Source organism: Anabaena subtropica FACHB-260 (assembly GCF_014697105.1).
GTDB classification, from domain to species: domain Bacteria; phylum Cyanobacteriota; class Cyanobacteriia; order Cyanobacteriales; family Nostocaceae; genus Trichormus; species Trichormus subtropicus.
Map to the genome: position 1 here is coordinate 1 of NZ_JACJRF010000002.1, position 20,872 is coordinate 20,872.

Sequence of the window (20,872 nt, forward strand, 5' to 3'; positions counted from 1 at the left end):
GATATCGGGCATGGGCTGATTGTGGTTTTTGAGTTGTCGTTGTGAGAGACAATAACTCTACTACATCGGCCCTCTCTCTTCATCCTCTTATTTTGGCTAAGGTATTGTTACAAGGAAAGGATTTCATGAGGAACATACAACTGTACTTCGCTAAAGCCTCTACCTTCTCTCAAGGTACTCGTGTAGTCTTATTGGAAAAAGGCATTGACTTCACCCCAATAGAAATTGACTTACAGAACAAACTAGATGGATATACGCAGATTTCGCGCTATGGCAAAGTTCCAGCTATCAAGCATGGGGATGTCATCATCTATGAATCTACCGCAGAAAAAACAGTGGTTTTAGCAATACAATCGGGTTATCCTTTAAAAACCTTTTAGCAAGTTGGGCATTCTGACAGTTCTTCTATCTGCTTTTGTTTTATCGTTCCACAACGTTACCGTGCGAGTTTTGTTTTCAGAACATCTCGTACTAGGTTTCTTTTTACTTGGTGGATACGTTAAACCGGATTTGCAGAACTCATTATTGCTGATGTTCATGCGAATGCTACTGGTGGTTCCACTTATGGCATCTCTAGCATTTAAGCTATATCCATCTGCTGGAAAAGAATTCCGAGACTTGTTCAGGCGCGAAAGCACTGATGTTTTGCTCCAAGCATTGGGCTGTGGAGTATTGATGTTTGTGTATATTGCGTTACTCTACGTTGCTATTGGGTTAATTCCTACTGGAATTGCCATGACCATATTTTTTACTTATCCCGTGTTTACGGCGCTGCTTGCTTGGAGGTTTTTTGGCGAACGTCCTACACTCTTCCGTTGGCTAGTAATGATGATTATTCTAGGGGGTGGCGTCCTCACAATTCCTCAATCTTCTGCTGCTTACGGCAGTGACACCATCACTACTGGCATTTTCGCCAGCGTTGGTTCTGGGGTTGTTTATGCTTTTTATAAAGTCCTAGCCCAAAAATGTTTGGAAAAATTCCATCCAGTTCCCTTCACTTGGATTAGTTTTACCTGCACCCTACTGCTCTCTGGTGTAAGCTTACTGTTCTGGCCACGTACCAGCACCCAACTTGATTGGACACCCCTGTGGATTGGCAGTATTTTTTCAGGTTTAGTTAGTTTCATGGGACACACTTTCAATAATGTGGGAATTCGCATGATTGGTGCAACTAAGGCTTCTATCATCGGCGCAAGCAGTCCAGCATTAACAACATTAGTCGCATGGACAACAATTAGCGAAACTTTAAACCTGATTCAAAGCTTGGGGATTTGTATTGTCACATTAGGAATTGCACTGTTGAGTGGAGAAAGCTTTGTACGTAGACGTAGCTCATAAAATTGCTCAACAATAGGTGTTAATGAGTGATTAATTTGTAAAGTAACGCCTGATGTGAATTAGCAACGCCTCTTATCCCACAAGAGTTTCAAGACTCACTCAAAATCACAGTTTTGTGAATACGTACAGAATTACAAGGGTTTCAAGACTAATTCACATTAAACGTAAGTATTTAATTTTTGATTTCATGCAGAGAAAGACACTTCCGTAGGCGGGTTTCCCGATTTGTACCCCTACGGGGAAACAAGCTAAGCCCAGCGTCTCCGTCAGGGTACTAGTGGGATTTAGACAAATGCGGTGTGACAATTGATGAAGAAACATTGGTTATGAAATACTCTATTAGATGATTACTTCATTACTTGAAGTATCATTCTATTCCTCCGTTTTCCTAATTAATACCGCAATCAACAACGCCGGAAATTAAAATGCGTTTCTCCTACGAAATATTGAGGAAAAGTTGACGGCTATCCATCTGAACAAAAGCTTATTCACATCATCAGCACGTTCTTGCTGCATCCAATGACCCGAATCGATCTGACTAATTATCAGACGCAGACATTTTTTCTTCATCGGGTTCATCAGATTGGTTCTTACCGTATCGTTGATATAGTCGTAAGTACCGGAAAGGAAAAGAGCCGGCATTTTGAGTACGCCATTGTCCAGAGCTTCATTAGCATACACCACATTGTCTGCGTCGTTCACGTACAGAGAATTTACACCAAAAAAACCAGTGCGTTTATATGCGTCAACATAGATAGCCAGATCAGATGGACTGAGAATAGCAGTGTCTAGAGGTACATCTGGTGCTACACCAGTAGGGCCGAACCAACTACCTTGTAGTCGAACGAAGGATGTTGGAAAAGGCTGACCAGCTTGTGTTGGATCGCCCCGACGCAATAAAACTTTGAAGGTATTATCGAGATTAGCTTCAAAATCTCGCGTTGCAATATCAAAATTCTCTTGATAAAACTTGTAGTATTCATATTGTCCATAGGGGAACTGAATTTCAGGGTAAACTCTGCGGTCAATAAACTCTCTTAATCTTTCCACACCACGTTCAAGGGTGTCATACGGAACAGTCAAAGCAACAACCCCATGACAACGGTTAGGATGATGACTAGCAATATTCCAAACTACAGGTGCGCCCCAATCATGCCCAACCCAGATAGCTTGATCAATGCCCAGGTTATCAACCAATTCGAGCATATCTTGAACTATCTCGCGTTGAGCATAAGCGGAATTGCTACTGTAGAGGTTTGACCGACCGCACCCCCGCAAGTCTGGTGCAATCACACGAAAACCAAGTGACGAGAATGCTGCCAGCTGATTCCGCCAAGCCCAGGAAATCTCAGGCCAGCCATGAACAAAAACGATCGCCGATCTGCTTGTTGTTGGCCCGGCTTCCAGATAATAACTCTGGTGGCGCGCTGTGCGGACATACCCTGTCCTAATGTGCTGCTTGATCTGACCAAAATACTGATTTTGCGGTTCTATTTTTTCCTGGGCTTTTAGTTGCGAATCTAGTAGAAAAGTTGCTCCCATCGTTGCAAATGCACTAGCACCCATGAGAATATTTCTGCGTTTCATTACCTATCTCTCCAAATGTTATGGTTAAAACCCACAGACAAAGCATCAGCCATCCATCTATGAAAAGGGATGTTGTAAGGATGTTGTGTTGTTCAAAAAACCTTGTATACAAATTGCAGTACCACATCTCTGCATTCAGATTTATACCCCGTGGTACTAACAACATTTTTTAGCTAGTAGATAATCAAGTTTGTAGTAAGGACTTTAGTCCTGGTTTTTCTAAGGACTAAAGTCCTTACTACGAACACTCCCAATCATTAAATAGATTCAACTTTTGCCCAGTCCCAGATTGTTTTCCCTTCGTTGATGCTTAGTCATCCCTTCCATCACCCCACCCATAATCCGGACTCGCGCCCATCGTGGCAAGGTGGAAAGAGAGTATACCAGCAGTTTTGACAGTGGACCTGGCAGTACTGTGGACTTGCGACCTAAGGCACTTAAAGTAGGTTGAGCCACATCCCCAGGCTTCATTGCCATGCCCATCTGCATACCAGCACGGTTGGCAAAGCCGCTATTTGTTGGGGCTGGGGCTGAGGCCAGGACATCAACTCCCAGAGGTGCAAGTTCAACATACAGTGCTTCAGCTAGGGTCTGCACGTATGCTTTAGTTGCGGCATAGTGAGCAGCGAAGGGCATACCTTGGAATCCGACGATGGAACTCATCAGCACCATACCACCACGACCGCGCTTGGCGAATCGTCGCCCAAAGTACCAGCTCACTCCCAAAATGCCACGGCAGTTGACGTTGATCATTTCTATCTCTTGTTCTAGTTGGGAATCGAGAAACGATCCTGAAGTCCCAAAACCAGCAGATGCAATGAGCAACCCAACATCCAAATCTTGGGTAGCTTTGTCTAGGGTTTCAACTCCTGTGTCTACAGCTAAATCGAGTCTGACAACCCGGACTTCAGTACCATATCGATTAGTTAATTCAGTGGCTATTTGTTGCAATATTTCTTGGCTACGCGCACACAAAACAAGATTTAACCCTGCTTCAGCGAGTTGGAATGCTATCTCACGACCTATACCTGATGATGCACCAGTCACTACTGCCCAAGGGCCATAACGGGAGTAGATCCGTTTTTGCCAACTACCTCCGGCTTGCCGTCTAGGGACTGAATTGATATTGAGCATTTTTTACTCCATTTTTCGCTTATTTTCAGGATGGTGGCTAAATATTAGTCGATTTATGATACTAAGTGACCATCTTCCATCTCCACAATGCGGTCTGCAATGTCTAAAATCCGATTATCGTGAGTTACCAACAAGATGGTACATCCTTGTTCTTTGGCTAGACGCTGCATGAGGTTGACAACATCTCTACCAGTTTTTTTGTCTAATGCAGCTGTGGGTTCGTCAGCCAACACTAGTTTAGGATGACTCACTAAAGCACGAGCGATCGCGACCCGTTGTTTTTGTCCACCAGAGAGACTTTCGGGGTAATAATTGATTCTTTCTTCCAGTCCTACCTCTGCCAGTATGGCTTCAGATTTGATTCTGGCTGCTTCGGGATTAATATCTTCATGTAGTTCAATCGACATCTGTACATTTTGTCTTGCTGTCATAAATGGCAATAAGTTATGAGCTTGGAAAATGTAGCCAATAAACCGTCGAGTTTGCACCATTTGCTCCTCATTTGCACGATTCATTTCTCTGTTAAGAATGTTGAGACTGCCTTCTTGAACCGACCTTAAAGCTCCAATTAACGATAATAAAGTGGTTTTTCCTGAGCCTGAAGGCCCTGTCATAATTACAATTTCTCCAGGATTTATATCTAAGTTAATATCAAATAAAACTTGCTTTTTTAGATTACCATTACCAAAATAATGATTGAGATTACGAATAGAAATTACAGATTCCATAAATATCTACCCATTAAAAAATATCAGCCGGATCTGCCGATTTAAGTTTGCCTACCGCAGTTGCACCGGAAATGAAACACATCACAATCGTGGCAATAATCACAAACATAGCTCGATTGAATGTCATTTCTACAGGTAGCAGTGTGGCTTTTTTGGTGACTTCATACTGAATAATAGAAATTAACAATCCCGGAACATAACCTAAAATACTAATAAATAAAGCTTGTTGTAAAACCATCGATAGTAAATATTTGTGTCGATATCCCATAGCCTTGAGTGTGGCATATTCAGGTAAATGCTCAGAAACATTTGTATAGAGAATTTGATAAACAACCACCATGCCAACGATTAAGCCTAAACCTACACCCAAATTAAAGATAAAACCAATAGCTGTACTACTTTGCCAATAGTTTTTCTCAAATTGGATAAACTCTTCTTTGGAAAGAATTTTTACATCTGGAGGTAAATAATTTTTAACTTGATTGACAAATTTTTGAGTATCCGTTCCTGATTTTAATTTAATTAAGCCAACATCAATAAAACCTTTGCGACGATTACCAAAAATCCTGAGGAAATTGACATGACTCACCATTAAATTACCATCAGAGCCGAAAGATGTTCCCATCTGGAATAAACCGACTACATCAATTCTGCGATTATTACCCCCGCTACCTACTTCTGTAGACACAGGCTTTTGCTGTTCAAAATTGGCAACAATCGGGCCAAACTCAGAGCGAGAACTGCTGTCAAATAAAACTGTGTCAGATATTTTTAAAGCTTCAATATAATCATTAACTCCTGGCAAATTAAATATGCGATAACGTAAATCAAAACCAATTACAAATAGGTTACGCCAATAATTTCTAGTTTCAGGGTTTTTCCATTGAGCAAAATCTAAATATACGGGAGTGACAAAATCAACTTCGGAAAACCCCAGGACTTGATTTAAACGTCTTTCTGGAAATGTTTCCATAGCAATTAAAGAGGTAGAACGGGGACTAATTAAAAAATAATCTCCCTCTAATCCCTTATGCAGACGAACGGCACTATCAAATAGAGCATCACGGATGCCAAGCTGCATGAAGATAATCACAACGGCGAAAATTACTCCCGAAAGTGCAACTATCAACCTGACTTTTTGATATCTAAGTTGTAACCAAGCTGTAGGTAATTTACTGAACATATAAAACTCATATCTGATATTAACTAATTTCTTTGACTCACCTGAGAATCACCTGTGTTGATGATGACATTCACTTGTAAATTCGTTAAGTTGGCAACTTTTGCACTAGATTCTTGATCTAGGCGAATTTTTACTTCAACTACTCTGGCATCAGCATCAGCAACAGGATCAGTACCTAAGGCGTTTTTTGTGCTAATCTTCCAGCCAATTTCATCGACAGTTCCGGTTAATTCGTCTACTACACCTTGCGCTTTGATAGTTGCAGTTTGATCGGCACGGACTCTAGTGATATCTGTTTCATAGACCTCTGCTTTGACGTACATTTGGTCAGTTTTACCTAACTCTACAATGCCATCGTTACCAACTAGTTCACCAGGCCAAGTCTGTATTTTTAGAACACGGCTATTGCGAGGCGATCGCACAAAGGCCATATCGAACTGAGCTTGCGCTTGCTGTACAGATGCTTTGGCTGATTCCAGTTCTGATTGTGCCAATCTGACATCTACCGGACGGACTTCGGCGACTGAGTTCAAAGTTGCTTTTGCTTCCTGGATTTGTTGGCGATTGGTGGCGACGGTGCGCTCTAAGTTAGCTTGAGCTTCAGCAATCTGCTCTTCATTTGTACTGATAATGCGCTCCAGATTGGCTTGTGCTTCCTTAAGAGTTTCTCGGGTGGTGTTTTGTTGCAAGCAAAAACTATCTCGTTGTTGCTCTGGGACTGCTCCTTGTTGATATAAACTTTCATAGCGATCGCAATTGAGGCGAGCAATTTGTAATTCGGCGTTAATCCTTTCAATAGTGGCTTTTTGGGCGCTGCTTTCCCCTGATAACTTGGCTTTTAAGCTGGCAATAGTGGCTCTTTGAGTAGCAATTTGTCCTTGGAGTTCGGCTTGGGTACGTCCAAATCTGGCATCTTGAGCGTTAATATCTCCTCTTTTTGCTCCTGCTTTAACTTGCAAAAGACGAGCTTCGGCTACTCTCACTTGTGTTCGCGCTTGTTGGAGAGCTGCTTGTAGGCGATCGTGATTGTCTAAAATCGCTAATACCTGTCCCGTATTGACTTGATCTCCTTGTTTGACAAACAGTTTCTGCACCTTTGCTCCTTCCATAAAAGCTGGAGCTGAGATTTTAATTACTTCTCCCTGGGGTTCTAGATATCCTGTTGCTGCCACAGATGTAGGGGTAGCGTCAACGGTTTGAGAAATAACTGGAGGACTAGAAGTTGCTGACTGCAAACGTAGTAAATGATAAGTGATCACAGCACCCGTGATCAAAGCCGCAGTCATTAATACACCAGTTTTTGCCCATCCTGTTGGTTTGAAAGCTAGTGGTATTTTCATGGAGCTATCCTGTAAAAGTAGGAAAAATTTCTGATGTGTTCGATCTACTGCTAGTTATATACCTTAAATGCACATTGGAGTACCGTATTTCAGAAGATTTATGCCAAATTTCTGATTTTAGGCGCGTTTAAATAAGCTTGGGGATTTTCGGGATCAAATTCCAAGCCATTAAAAAATTTCTCTACACCCCTGGATGTACTGGCAGGGATGGCTTTTTCCTGGCCGATGAATTTTGCAGTTTCTCGCCACAAATCTTCACGATTGACAGCATTAATTAAAGATTTGCTATCAAAGTCTGGTGAGCGATGTCCCCAGCGCATATCTTCAGTCAGAAACCACAAGTCGTGACTTTTGTAAGGATAGGAAGCACTGTCAGTCCAGAATTTAATTCTATGGGGACTGTTTTCTACTACCCGCCCATTACCATAATCAAACTTACCCAATAGGCGATCGCGCATAAAATCGATTTTGATGCCGATCCACTCTCGCTCGGACAAAATTTGCAACATTTCCTCTTTATTTTCCGGGCGATCGCACCACATCTGCGCTTCCATCACTGCTGCCAATATTGCTCTAGCCGCCTTGGGATGCTTATCCACCCAGTCAGCGCGCATAACCAGTGCTTTTTCGGGATGATTATTCCACAATTCGCCAGTAGTGACGCTGGAATATCCAAACCCCTGTTTTATCAGTCGGTGATGCCAAGGATCTACACAGGAGAAGGCATCCATACTACCTGCCCGCATATTAGCTACCATTTGCGGTGGTGGCATTGTCACTAATGTTAAATCTTTTTGTGGATCTATACCACCATAAGCAAGCCACCAACGCATGAAAAAATCACCTGTACATCTAGGGAAAGGAACAGCACATCGCACTGTTTCCCCAGACCTAGTCTTCTGTTCAAATCTTCGTTTAAGAGCAGAGCTATCCAAACCAAGGTTTAAATTCTTCAGAGCATTGGTAATGGAAATCCCTTGTCCATTCACATTCATACGAGCCAATATATACATCGGAATTTTGCGCCGATAGCTAATCTCGCCTGTGGCAATTAAGTATGCCATATTAAAAAGTAAATGAGAACCATCCAACCCTTCATCTTCTGATCCCAACATCATTTTGTCCCTTTGAACAGCCCAAGAAGGTTGTTTCTTCACCTGGACATCAGGCATACCATACTTAGCAAAAAAACCCTTTGTTTTGGCAATAATTAAAGGACAACAGCTGGTAACAGGAATAAAACCCAATGTTGCTTTTGTAACTTCAGGAGTGTCACTCTCACCAGCATACGCTCCTAAACTTAAGTTGGTAAAAGTATTACTGGATGTGGGGCGATGGTTGAAGGTTTGAGTTAACAGGGCTGCTGCACCGGTAGTGATGATAAATTTGCGTCTAGAAAGCTTTTTCATAAAAATTTGGGACTAGGAAACAGTATTGTTATTCAACACTAACTAAACAGGTTTTTATCAAACTTTGGTAATTTGGCTCTCTATGTACCTAATTTGCTGCTGATGGTGCAAAAATTGCATGAGATCATGGTGTAGTTGACGATAGTTAGTGCTATCCATAATCTCTATCGGGATGCGAGGATAGGAAAATGGCACATCCAAAATTTGCTCAATAGTTGCACCAGGCCCGTTTTTCAACATCACTATCCGATTGGAAAGCAACAGTGCTTCATCCACATCATGAGTCACCATCATTGCCGTAATATTGTGTGTACTACAGATACACATTAATTCAGCTTGTAAATTAGCACGGGTAAGTGCGTCTAAAGCTCCAAATGGTTCATCTAACAAGAGCAACTTAGGCTTAATCGCTAATGCACGCGCCAAAGCCACTCGTTGCTTCATCCCCCCAGAAAGTTGTGCAGGTTTCTTGTGCATCGCATCCTTGAGTCCCACCATTTCCAGGTAATGGCTAATCAATTGATGGCGTTCTTTCTTGGATCGGTGGCGCATAACTTTATTCACAGCTAAGGCCACATTATCCCAAGCAGTTAACCAGGGTAAAAGAGAATAGTTCTGAAATACCATCATCCGGTCTGAGCCAGGTTTTAGTACCCGTTGACTATCAACTTGTACATATCCTTGCGTTGCTTGATCTAATCCAGCAACGATGTTGAGTATGGTAGATTTACCACAACCTGAATGACCAATCAGAGAAACAAAATCTCCCGGTCTGATTTCCAAATTTATGTTTTCGAGGACAAGGTTTTTATCTCCATTAGGTAATTTAAATTCCTTTGCCACTCCTTTAATTTCCACAAAACTAGACATACAGACTCCTATTGGCGTGTAACTTTTAGAAAAACTAAAACCCTGAAAATTTACTCTTGGGGCGTTAATTTGAAGGATAGATAAGCCATCATCTTGTCTAAAAGCAAACCTACTAAACCTAAGTAAATAATTGCTAAGATTAACTCACTAATATTGGATGTGTTGTAAGCATCTACAATGAAAAAGCCAATTCCATCGTCAGAGAGTAGCATCTCAGCCGCTACAACAGCTAACCAAGACAAACCAAGGGCAATTCTCAATCCTGTGAAAATGTAGGGAAGTGTTGCAGGTAATTGAATTTGCAGAAAGTTCTCAAAAACTGTCAGTCCTAAAATTTTGGAAACATTAGTGTAATCTTTGGCAATCAGTTGTACACCCAAAGCAGTGTTTAGGATAATCGGCCAAATTGCTGTAATAAAGATGACAAAGATAGCAGAAGGATCTGGTTTTAGGAAAATAGCTTGCGCTAAAGGTAGCCAAGCCAGAGGCGCGACTGGACGCAACATTTGAATGATGGGGTCGATCGCTTCTCTGATAAATTTATTGCTACTAATAATAAACCCGATAGTAATACCTACTATTGCTGCTAGGGAATAGCCGAAAACTACTCGTTCCAGACTAGCAAGAATCAGCCAGAAGAATCCTTTGTTATTGCCTCCCTTGTTAAAAAAGGGATCTATAATTAAACCCCACGTATCAATTGTCACTTGCAATGGAGAAGGCAGCGATGATTGAGGATTTAAGCTCATCAAGTACCACACACATAACATCACGGCAATACCAACAGCAGGTGCCATAATTGACTGCAATTGTCTATGGGAAATGAATTGTTTCGCGTTGATCAACATTCAGGGTTATCCTCTGATTTTTAGGGACTAGGGTGTAGGGAGGGGTGCAGGGGAAAGACTTTTTCATCCGTTCTAGTTTACCCAGTTCATGATGACCACTTAAAACAATTTAAGTTGTTGGGTTTGCTCCCCCTGGCTCTTTACCTTACCTATTACGGGAACGCTTACCTACATAATTGAGGAAGCGATCCATACTGCGTTCCGCTAAAGCTGCTATGGTAAGTGAAGGATTGGCACAGGCTGTAGAAGCTGGAATCATAGAACCATCAACAATAAACATATTCCGATACCCAAAAACTTGCCCATAGGTATCGCAGACTTGCCCCATCAGTGCGCCACCCAGGGGGTGTCCAGTGGAAGAAAAGTCAGTTGGCCCAGCCAAACTTATACCGTTAGCTTCAGTCAGCAGTTTATATGTATACTGAATGGCCTTAGCCAATTTCTGATTATTAGGAGAGTTAGCAGGCCAAAATAACTCTGTTGACTTAGTAGCAGCCTTGTAAGTAAAATAACCCTCTGGTTTAGTGATTCCCTGTCCGAGAATCACGGCTGCACCTTGTGGCACGGAAGGAATCGGAAATGGTTCCAGTAAGACCGGTGCAATGGGGTTATCTAAATGCTCGATCGCTACTACTCCCGGAGTCCCCAAGGTCGGATTTGTTTGTCTGTTACTAATCACCGTAGTAATCGAGTCAGCATTAGTTCCCCATCCAAATCCAATTTGATTACTCAGGCGGCGCAAAGTCCGTTCTTCTCTAGCACGCAACAATAACTCCGTAGTGCCAATTGAGCCAGCTGCTAAAAACAAGTACCGACAAATAAAATTCCTTTGTGCCAGCACTTCTCCTTGCTCGTTAATTTGACCACAAACAACTTGGTAAAGTCCATTTCCAAATTCGTTGATTTCAGTCACGATGTGCAGAGGTCGGATTTCAACATAACCTGTTTCCTCTGCCATTTTCAGGTAGTTGCGGTCTACGCTATTTTTTGCGCCGCTTTCAGCACCGTAGTAATATTGACCCGAAATAATTGAAGGTTTCTTTTGACCTGACATTTCTTGCCGAACGATATCCCAATCAAAAGCAATAGGTATCTTACTGGCTTTTAAACCTGCTTTGGCTGCTTGCTCTAGAAAAATGCGGCTGGATAAGTAGTAAGGACTCTGTAGAATATCATCAGGAATGACAGTCGCCTTCAAGATAGAACGTACTCGTGGATAATAGATAGAGTTCATTTCAGAGTACTTGATTGAACGGGGAAAAACCTGATGAAATAGTTTTTCTGTCGGCTGAGAAGTAATACCACCATATACAAGTGAAGTCCCGCCAACTCCCGCGCCGTTCAAAGCACCAATAGTATTTCCTACTCCTAACTTCCCACTGAGAATACCAGCGTAAACATCGATAGGAGTACCAGCATTAAAGAACAAGGCTGTTGGACTTAAAAAAGCGGCGCGGCCATCAATCTTGTCGTAGGGGCTAAAAGTATTGCCAGCATCAGTAATAGTCCACCGTCGCCCACGTTCTAAGACAATAGTTTCAATTCCTGCCTCACCCAAACGCAACGATGCTACTCCTCCACCAAAACCACTCCCAATCACGAGGGCTTCGATGTATTCATTAGCACCATAATCTAACTTACGAGCCTGCGCTCTTAGATTGGATAAACCTATGCCGGCTGCTGCTCCTATCGAACCTTGAATGAATTGGCGACGCTTAAAAAGTCTAGTCATACCCCTCTATCCTCTAGTATTTTCATTTTTCTGAACTAAGCCAAGCCAAGTAAGTATGCGTTAAAATAACAACTCAGCTATCAGTTATCAGTTAAATTTCTAGGTTTTATTCCGAGACTATACGCCTGATAACTGTTCACTGATTTAAGCTGGTTTCCAAGTACCGTGAAAACCCAGAGGAACAACACTAGGTAATCCTAATCTGCACACAGGTTGCTCATCTAAACGATCGCTGTCAAATATCCAAACTTCACTGGTGTGAGAATTACCGTCATAAACAATCGTTACTACCCAACCCTGATGCGAATTAAGGGCATTTGGTGCGTAGATTGGTTCGATTGGGTAGCGGTTTTCTCCCAGATTAGCTGTTGTGAGTGTATCAGTTTGCGGGTCAAATTTGGCGATCGCCCCAAAGTATTCTTGACTAATATCTATTCCTGGACGCTCCATTAATAAATAAGTCGGAGAAATTTGCTGCACTTGTTGCGGTGGTACGATAGGGAACTCACAATGCTGGTTTAAAAGTTGCTGAATTGATGTAACTTTGCCTTGGGGCTTGAGTTGCACTTGCCACAATGTACTGTGAGCATGGGTGTGGGTTTGACCAGTTACCACTTCCTTGAGATATTGATTAGTCTGGAAGTCTGCATAGCGAACCACATCTATAATTAACGCACCACTAGCATCCACATAGCTATTGCCGAAGTGCCATTGATACCAAGGTTCTGTTTCACCCCGACCGACAACCGACAGTGTTTCCCGGTCAAATACGAGAATCTCAGTCCCTAGATTTGGTTGCCATTCGAGTGCATCACTGTAGCTGCTTAAGCCTAGCAACATTGGCAGTAAATTCAGCCGCACCGGTGCAATAAAAAATACTAAATATTGTCCAGCGAGAGCAAAGTCATGCACCACTGGAGAACCCTTTAACTTGATTGAGGCTTTTTGCCGAATCTTACCAGTGCGATCGCTTTTGTAGAGATGCAGAGTTGCATTCGGCCCAGGACTGATGCCAAAATTAAAAATCTCCCCTGTTTTGATGTCACACTTGGGATGAGCCGAATAGGGTAATCCGTGATGCAATCCTCCCAAATCATCCATTCCCTTGGTTTGTAGGGTTTCTGGATCTAAGGCATAGGGATTGTTACCTTCCCATAAAGCTAAGACTCTATCCGGTAATGCCAACACAGAAATATTCGCTGGATTCTTCATGGTTTTAAACCATCGCTTCCAGAATGGCCCCGGTGCAGTCATACCATAGGTGCTGTGAAGCAGTCGATTTGCCGCCGCTTCTTGCTGATAGCCATGAGTCTGCACATAGCGATAAACACCAGTCGCACCAGTATCATTGAAATGTACGGCAAGAACCGCACCATCACCATCAAACCAGTGTCCCATCTTGACACCATCACGTTCTAACCGTGCTGGGCCATTGCGATAGAGTGTACCACGTAGACCAGTTGGGATCTGACCAGAAAGAACTGGTAATTTAGTAGGCGGAAATTCTGTAGCGGGTTTGAGCGAATTAGCCCAGGCTTTTTGAGTCGTTGGCTGACTAATAGTTTGCATGATCAGCTTTTAATTCCAATAATCAATCTGTAATCAGTTGTAATTGTGGTTCGCGGTACTGTATGTTTGCAGCATCCAAGCGTTGTTGTTCGATACTTTGTACTTGCTGCCACAGCGATTCAACTTCTGCTGCTAGATGTAGAAACTTAACTTGCTGATCGGCTTGGTATGGTGGTTTTTCTGAATCTTTCCAGTATGGTTTAGAGATTGGTATTGTCTGAGTGTCGCTGATATGTTGCGGATCAGGCAAACTAGATAGACGGGTTGACATTAGTTTATGTAGGTCGATGTAAATATTTATAATTGGCTTTTGGTTGTTTGAAAGTTAACAAAATATTTAGAGCTTTAATCAAGGGTTTCTGGACTAGCGATCGCTAGTCTATCTATAAAAGAGGTATTTGAGACTGATTCAGGTTTCAACCAGGAGCAAGAAGGGAAATTGAATTTCCCTCTCTCCCCTTTAAACCTTAAAACCAAGGTTGTAGTTCAGGCTGATATTGATAATTTTTAAATTCTTCCCTCATTTGATTAATCAAGCTATTATCTGGAAGATTACGGGTTTTAAACAAATAAATTTGTTCGCCCATAGCAACGTATATATACAATCCGAACAATTGCAATACCCGGAATATACAACGTGGAGATAAAACACCTAAAATTCCAAATCCTTTGAAGCGTAGTTTTAAATAATAAAAGATGAGGAAAAAGAAGGTTGCTTTCATCCCAGCAAACACGTTGCAACGCAAAGCCTCAAATTTAGTATTCTCTAGGAATTTATCAAACATTTTGGTAGGAGAGTAATTCCAGAAAAATTGATCGGCTCGCGTATAATCTACAACGCCAATATTTATTTTTCTCTCAACCAATTTGTCAAATATTTCATACAGTTCAGTAAAAATGCTATTTTTCCCAAAGAAGATAAAATTAGCAATTTTTTGGTACTGGGAAATAAAATCAAAATCCAAAAACCACTTACCTATATACATGGGAACTAATATGCCAAACCAGAACATATTTTCCATGTAAATTCGCCAACTCATCACACTGGCATCACCTAAGTGTTTATCATGTTTCTGATAAATTTGGTTATATGTGCGAGAATTGATCAGCAAGAAATTATTGTAAAATTCCTGCTTCTGCTCAATATCAGCTTCTCCAGCCAGTTGACTACAAATGATATCGGTGGTGCTTTCAATTGCTAGAGCTGTTAGGGTTAAGCCAGGAGAATAAAACGGATCAAACATCTGCGCCGCATCACCTAACACATACCAGTTATCTTCCGAGATAATTTTCTTACTGTTGTGTGCCAATCTTGGTAAGTGATTGAAATCAACTAATTCACCACTTTCAATCAGATTAGAAACAACAGCGTGATTAGCTTTTAAGAAATTAGTGAACTTCTCTAAAGTATTAATCTCTTGGCTAGGAATGATATTTTTATGATAAACAATACCAATCGATAACTCTTTTTCTTGTTTATCAATAGGAATCATCCAAATCCAATGACCATGACCAAACCAGTGGTGAGTAGCATAAAAACGACTAGCCACAGAACTGTTTGGATGATAGCCATTGTCAATAATGCTGCGGTCTATATTCTTTACTCGCAACCACGCAGAACCGGTATTGATTCCATAAAGCTGTTCGGGGTCGAAGATTAAATTATCGGTTTTTTTACCAATGATAAAACGACGACCAGCAGCATCAATCAGGTGCTTGGCTTTAAGGTCAATTTGATTTTCTTCAAGTTTTACCTGAACTGTATGTAGTTCATCTTTGGGTGTTAATTCCACATCTACAACTCGACCATTGTAGAAAATTGCACCCATGTCTCGATTCATTTGCAACAAATCTTGCTCTAATTTAGCTCGATTGAGTTGAAATGTATCAATAGGAACTGTGCGATTTCCTACATGATAATAATCATCTATAGAATCAGTTTGATCAGGATTTTTTGCCCAGTGAAAATTTAATCCATGTTTGGGAGAGTGGTTTTCAATTAAATATTCATGCAAACCCAATTCTTTACTTAAGAAGGTTGCACCAATTTCTACTGTTGATTCACCCACTTTTAAATCTTTTGCAGTCCTTTCTGGTGAACGAGGATCTACAATTGCTATCTTGATATTGGGATTTTTTAATAATAGATGTCGCGCTTGGCAGTTACCTGCAAAACCTGCTCCCATAATCACGACATCATAAACTAGCTCTTGAGTAGGATTCATTAACTACTTCTCCTTTTTGTTGTGCAAATTTTGTTGATTGGGGAAAACCAGAAAATAAATTATCCGCAATTGATGGTTGGGTAGGGTGCGTCAGTATGAATAATTTCTGAGTATAGTTAGGTTCTATCGCACTGACGCACCCTACTGTTTGGATATTTTTTATCTGGAAGTCCCTTGCTGTCTGATTAAGAAATCAGACAGCAAATATTGTTAGGCTTTAATTACTTCCGTCCAAGAACGTAAATTGGGTTGATGTTGGTAGTTTTTAAACTCTTCTCTCATAGTGTCAATAGCAGTGTTAGCTGGTACATTACGCATCTTGAACAGATAAATTTGTTCACCAATAGCGACATAAAGAGCTAACGCTAACAATTGGATGATAAAGGAAATGTTACGTGGAGATAACACACCTAAAATTCCAAAGGCACTGTAGCGTAATTTCACGGAAGCCAGGATAAAGAACAGGAAAGTTCCCTTAATTCCAGCCAAGACATTACAACGCAAAGGCTCAAATTTGGTCTTTTTCAAGTAATCATCAAAAAATTGTAAAGGCCCATACTTAAAGAACAATTGGTCGTTGCGAGTAAAGTCCATGAGACCGATATTGAGGTTGCGCTCAACTACCAGATCAAGAATCCGATAATAATCAGAGAATAAACTATTTTTCTTGAAGAAAATAAAATTAGCTATGCTCTGGTATTGACCAATAAATTCAAAATCGAGGAACCACTTACCGATATACATTGGCAGTAAAATACCAAACCAAAGCATATCTTCTAAATAAGTCCGCCAACTCATTGCACAAGCATTACCTAAATGTTTTTCATGTCTTTGGTAAATGTAGTTATATGAGTTAGAGTTGGTTACTAAAAAGCGATTGTAGTACTCTTGCTTTTTCGCAGCATCAGCTTCTTGGGCAAGTTTAGCACGAACACACTCAGTCACACTTTCGATATCAAGAGCTGTGAGACTTAACCCAGGAGAATAAAAAGGATCAAACATATGTGCTGCATCACCTAACACATACCAGTTATCTTGGGAAATCATCTGGCGGCTTTTATGTGCTAGTCTTGGCAGATTATTAAAATCAACTAGTTCACCACTTTCAATGAGATTATAAAGCAGAGTATGATTCTCTTTTAAGAAAGCTTTGTATTTCTCGAAAGAGTTAATATCTTTGGTGGGAATGATGTTTTGATGATAGACAACACCAAGTGATAATTCTTTGCCAGATTTACCAATAGGAATCATCCAAATCCAATGACCATGACCAAACCAGTGATTTGTGGTGTAGTAGTGACTGGCGATGGAAGTATCGGGATGATAGCCGTTATCAATTATACTCCGGTCGATGTTTTTTACATGAACCCATGAAGCCCCAGTATTAATCCCATATAATTCTTCTTTGTCGAAGATGAGATTATCTAGTTTTTTCCCAATGAGAAAACGACGACCAGCCGCATCAATTACGTGCTTGGCTTTGAGGTCGATTTTACCATCTTCAAGTTTGACTTCAACAATGTGTAGTTCGTCTTTGGGAGTTAAGTCCAAATCTACAACTCTACCGTTGTAGAAAGTTGCTCCCATGTTGCGGTTCATTTGGAGTAAATCTTGTTCCAGTTTTGCCCGATTCAGTTGAAAACTTTCGGTGGGAGGTAGCCCATTTGTCCAAATGTTAAAGTAATCATCTGTACTATTAGTTTGTTCAGGATTTTTTGGCCAGTGGAAGCTCAGTCCGTGTTTAGGTGCTTGGTGTTCAATTAGATATTCATAAAGTCCCAACTCTTTAGTTAAGAAAGTAGCACCAATTTCGACTGTGGATTCGCCCACTTTTAAATCTTTTGTCGTTCTTTCTGGTGAACGAGGATCTATAATTGCGATCTTGATGTTGGGAATGTTTAATAACAGGTGTCTAGCTTGACAGTTACCTGCGAAACCTGCTCCCATAATCACGACATCATAAACTAATTCTTGAGTAGATTGCATTTACTGAGAATCCTTTTTTGGTTGAATAAATTTGGTTATTTGCTGTCTGATGGTAGTGAAGATTTTTACTGATATATGAGACAGCACATAGTAATGAAAAATTGAGCAAGATATAGGTCAATTAACTAGACCGCAACTGGCATTTCTATGAATTGACGGCGAATGGTTTCTCGATAAGTTTCGTAGATTGGTTGTTCTACAAACACCTTTTCATTAGGATCAACCTTTAGCTCTTCCATCACTTTGATAGTGAGTTTGGCTGCACTTTCCGCAGACATCCCACAGTGAACGGAACAAGCTAAATCATTGTGTTCCACAATATTGTTAGAAAAATAACGAGCATTTGCAGCCTGGGTAGAACCTAGAGATACGTAAGAAGCATATTCGCCAGCCGCCGCTTTTAAATCCCGTAAAGTTTCTTCACTAACTCCACCTGCGTAGGTACTAGCTACACCAATCCCACTCCATATATCGGCTCGACGGGATTCAGGAAACTTCTGCAATTGATTGACAATTTTGCTGATATCAGCGCTGAAGAGAAACCAGATGCTTCTACCCAATCCTCGATCAAATGCTCGCAGGGCGTAGCCGGAAACTTTCTTGGGAACAATTTGTTTTTCTGTAGTTTGTTTCCACTTAAATATCCCATTATAAAAACCATAGCCATCCATAGCCCACCACCGTTGCATGGGGTCCAGAGGTGCTAGAGATTTTTCGATATCTCGATTCAGTACAGACATAGCAAAACCAACACCAATGTGAGCCAAACTGCTGTGATTAGGATTCTGATCTACAAATTTTTGGAATTTGCTTTCCCGACCCAAACTGGTGTAATCAATCATAATTAAGCCCATGCCAACTCCCTCATAGGCAAAGCCACGCAGATTAATATCAAAAGATTGGAGTTCGCTGAGGATAATATGTGATAAACCAACTTCTAGAGCTGTATTATAGCCGCTAATAAAAGCGTTACTAGATAATCTTAATTGCTTTCTTGCTTCTGTTTCAGATCCAGGAAATTCTTTCCAAAATTTATCCATACCTTCTATAGGAAGTCCGAATAAAAATCGGCGTAAAAATCCAGTGGTGAAAATCATAATCTGCTCCCGGTTTTAGTTGATGAAATTGGATCAATTTGTCCAAATAATACTGACTGAAGCAAGAGTAACGGCACAGGGCAGTAGCTTCCATATAATAATTCTTCACTCTGACAAGAAGATTTTATGCAGCTAAATTTATTTATGGGGATTCTTTTCTGCCTACGTTATCGTGAATGTGCTTCTGTCTGGTGGAAATTGAGTTAATAGTTAGACGGTAACTGTATTTTTCAAGAAATGAGTACGAACGCCTTCTCGGTAGGTTTCATAGATTGGTTGGTCTACGGATACCGCTTCTTGTTCATCAATAGTTAGTCCTTGGATAATGTCCAATGTGAGCCGTGCTGCATCTATTGCTGACATCCCACACAAAACGTCACAAGCCAAGTTAGTGTGGTCGAGAATTTGATTAGTCAGGTAACGAGGATGTGCGGCTAAGGCAGCACCCAACGCTAAATAAGATGTTTTACCACCGGCTGCTAGTTTTAAATCTTGCAAAATCTGTTCATTAATTCCGCAAGTATGAGTGCAAGCTAAGGCGATACCACTCCACAGATCCCCATGACGGTGGGCAGGGAAAGATTGTAATTGTTGGATAATTCTGGGGACATCGCCGCCGTATAAAAACCAAATACCCCGTCCTAACCCTTGATCAAAGGCGCGAGTTGCGTAGCCTGTCAGCTTTTGGGGGACAACCTGCTCAAGTACCGCACTTTTCCAGTTGAGGAGTCCGGCATGGAAACCAAAGCCATCTATTGCCCACCACCTTTGCAGGGGAATCATTTGAGCTAAAGACTGTTGTACATTCCGCTTTAAAACTGCGATCGCAAAACCTGCACCAATATGAGCCGAACTGATATATTCAGGATTTGCATCGATAAATCGTTGTAGTCTTTGCTGGTTGCCAGGCGGAATATAGTCTAGGATTGCCAAGCCCATACTTGCCCCTGTATAAGCATACCCTGGTAACTCCCCCTTAAAAGCTTTTAATCTTGTAGTTAGATTTTCTGAGAAACCAGTCTCTAGGGCGATGTTATAGCCATTGACAAAAGCAGTGGTTGATTCCCTTAATTGTTGGCAAATATAGCTGTCAGGAATGTTCAACTTTTGCCAAGAACTGTCCATGACTTCTGTTGAGATCCCAAATATGGCGCGGCGTAAAGATCCGAAATTGGGAATCATACTTTGTTTTGATCTCCTATCGATATTTTCTGGGGAGTTAGATGGGGTAACACCCACCTAACTCAAATCTCTATTTTTTATTGACCACCACTGCAACCATTCTGGGAAAGCTCTTGGTCAAGTTGACCAGAAAAGTCATCACATACAGCTTTTTATCGGCAAATTCCCCCTCGAACAATACTGTATCTTCTCTTTGAGAGTCAATTCTCAAACTAATATCCCTAGCATCAAAAGCTTTACGGAAAGCTTCTATGGCTACCCACAGGCGTGTACCTGCTATATCTACTGAGTCGTAACCATTGGCTAGTAGTTGATTTAATAGGGATTGGCGATCGCTAGTTAACAGCAAGATCCAATCTGCTGGGGAGCGATGGCTGACAGGAAGAATATCACAGCCTTGGGGGCCTTGACCGACCACGCACAGACAGAACCGATCATCATGGGAAAGGGATACTTCTACTTGTTGGTTCTCTAATCCTTCCAGGATTGGTTTACCAGAATCTAGCCAGTTGATGTGTATCTGTTGTGGGTTTTCTGCACCAAACAGAGGGAGAGAACGGGATTGAGTGGGAGTAAATTGCTTTGCTTTTGTGTCGGATCGATTGGACTGTACAAGGGTTGTCATTGCTTTTGACCGTTTGTTT

General features: G+C 41.3%; 17 protein-coding genes and 1 pseudogene. 2 read left to right on the top strand and 16 right to left on the bottom strand.

Annotated features, from left to right (window positions below; genetic code table 11):
* Positions 1–125: 125 nt before the first annotated feature.
* Both H6G18_RS01400 and H6G18_RS01405 read left to right on the top strand, forming a co-directional pair.
* A pseudogene (locus tag H6G18_RS01400) lies at positions 126–320 on the top strand (glutathione S-transferase family protein); the annotation flags it as partial.
* 121 nt (positions 321–441) lie between these two features.
* A complete protein-coding gene (locus tag H6G18_RS01405; RefSeq protein ID WP_449224085.1) occupies positions 442–1,338 on the top strand; it encodes a DMT family transporter in 897 nt (298 codons plus the stop codon).
* A gap of 420 nt (positions 1,339–1,758) precedes the next feature.
* Here the strand turns inward: H6G18_RS01405 and H6G18_RS01410 are convergent, their stop codons facing one another.
* The 16 genes from H6G18_RS01410 to H6G18_RS01485 form a co-directional block, all read right to left on the bottom strand.
* Positions 1,759–2,925 (bottom strand): alpha/beta fold hydrolase, encoded by a 1,167-nt coding sequence (locus tag H6G18_RS01410; protein ID WP_190405294.1) that lies wholly within the window; start codon positions 2,923–2,925, stop codon positions 1,759–1,761.
* 267 nt (positions 2,926–3,192) lie between these two features.
* Positions 3,193–4,059 (bottom strand): SDR family NAD(P)-dependent oxidoreductase, encoded by an 867-nt coding sequence (locus tag H6G18_RS01415; RefSeq protein WP_190405295.1) that lies wholly within the window; start codon positions 4,057–4,059, stop codon positions 3,193–3,195.
* A 53-nt stretch (positions 4,060–4,112) separates the two neighbouring features.
* The gene (locus H6G18_RS01420; RefSeq protein ID WP_190405296.1) at positions 4,113–4,787 is read right to left on the bottom strand and encodes a DevA family ABC transporter ATP-binding protein; all 675 of its coding nucleotides are present in this window, start codon (positions 4,785–4,787) and stop codon (positions 4,113–4,115) included.
* A gap of 13 nt (positions 4,788–4,800) precedes the next feature.
* A complete protein-coding gene (gene devC, locus H6G18_RS01425; protein WP_190405297.1) occupies positions 4,801–5,970 on the bottom strand; it encodes an ABC transporter permease DevC in 1,170 nt (389 codons plus the stop codon).
* Positions 5,971–5,993: 23 nt separating this feature from the next.
* The gene (locus tag H6G18_RS01430; RefSeq protein WP_190405298.1) at positions 5,994–7,310 is read right to left on the bottom strand and encodes an ABC exporter membrane fusion protein; all 1,317 of its coding nucleotides are present in this window, start codon (positions 7,308–7,310) and stop codon (positions 5,994–5,996) included.
* 98 nt (positions 7,311–7,408) lie between these two features.
* The gene (locus H6G18_RS01435) at positions 7,409–8,719 is read right to left on the bottom strand and encodes a CmpA/NrtA family ABC transporter substrate-binding protein (protein WP_190405299.1); all 1,311 of its coding nucleotides are present in this window, start codon (positions 8,717–8,719) and stop codon (positions 7,409–7,411) included.
* A gap of 57 nt (positions 8,720–8,776) precedes the next feature.
* Positions 8,777–9,589, bottom strand: coding sequence for an ABC transporter ATP-binding protein (locus H6G18_RS01440; RefSeq protein WP_190405300.1), 813 nt, complete (start codon positions 9,587–9,589; stop codon positions 8,777–8,779).
* A gap of 50 nt (positions 9,590–9,639) precedes the next feature.
* Positions 9,640–10,437, bottom strand: a complete 798-nt coding sequence (ntrB, locus tag H6G18_RS01445) for a nitrate ABC transporter permease (RefSeq protein WP_190405301.1) — start codon at positions 10,435–10,437, stop codon at positions 9,640–9,642.
* 145 nt (positions 10,438–10,582) lie between these two features.
* Complete coding sequence (locus tag H6G18_RS01450) at positions 10,583–12,169, bottom strand: GMC oxidoreductase (RefSeq protein WP_190405302.1); 1,587 nt, start codon at positions 12,167–12,169, stop codon at positions 10,583–10,585.
* 144 nt (positions 12,170–12,313) lie between these two features.
* A complete protein-coding gene (locus H6G18_RS01455) occupies positions 12,314–13,738 on the bottom strand; it encodes a carotenoid oxygenase family protein (RefSeq protein ID WP_190405303.1) in 1,425 nt (474 codons plus the stop codon).
* A gap of 22 nt (positions 13,739–13,760) precedes the next feature.
* Positions 13,761–14,009: a hypothetical protein gene (locus H6G18_RS01460; RefSeq protein WP_190405472.1), complete on the bottom strand. Its 249-nt coding sequence runs from the start codon at positions 14,007–14,009 to the stop codon at positions 13,761–13,763.
* A gap of 196 nt (positions 14,010–14,205) precedes the next feature.
* Entirely contained in the window at positions 14,206–15,963 is a 1,758-nt protein-coding gene (locus tag H6G18_RS01465; protein ID WP_190405304.1) for an NAD(P)/FAD-dependent oxidoreductase, read from the bottom strand.
* 210 nt (positions 15,964–16,173) lie between these two features.
* Positions 16,174–17,949 (bottom strand): NAD(P)/FAD-dependent oxidoreductase, encoded by a 1,776-nt coding sequence (locus tag H6G18_RS01470; RefSeq protein ID WP_190405305.1) that lies wholly within the window; start codon positions 17,947–17,949, stop codon positions 16,174–16,176.
* A gap of 125 nt (positions 17,950–18,074) precedes the next feature.
* A complete protein-coding gene (locus H6G18_RS01475) occupies positions 18,075–19,046 on the bottom strand; it encodes a DUF1702 family protein (RefSeq protein ID WP_190405306.1) in 972 nt (323 codons plus the stop codon).
* A 210-nt stretch (positions 19,047–19,256) separates the two neighbouring features.
* Entirely contained in the window at positions 19,257–20,228 is a 972-nt protein-coding gene (locus H6G18_RS01480; protein ID WP_190405307.1) for a DUF1702 family protein, read from the bottom strand.
* Positions 20,229–20,298: 70 nt separating this feature from the next.
* A complete protein-coding gene (locus H6G18_RS01485; RefSeq protein ID WP_190405308.1) occupies positions 20,299–20,853 on the bottom strand; it encodes a hypothetical protein in 555 nt (184 codons plus the stop codon).
* Positions 20,854–20,872: the final 19 nt, after the last annotated feature.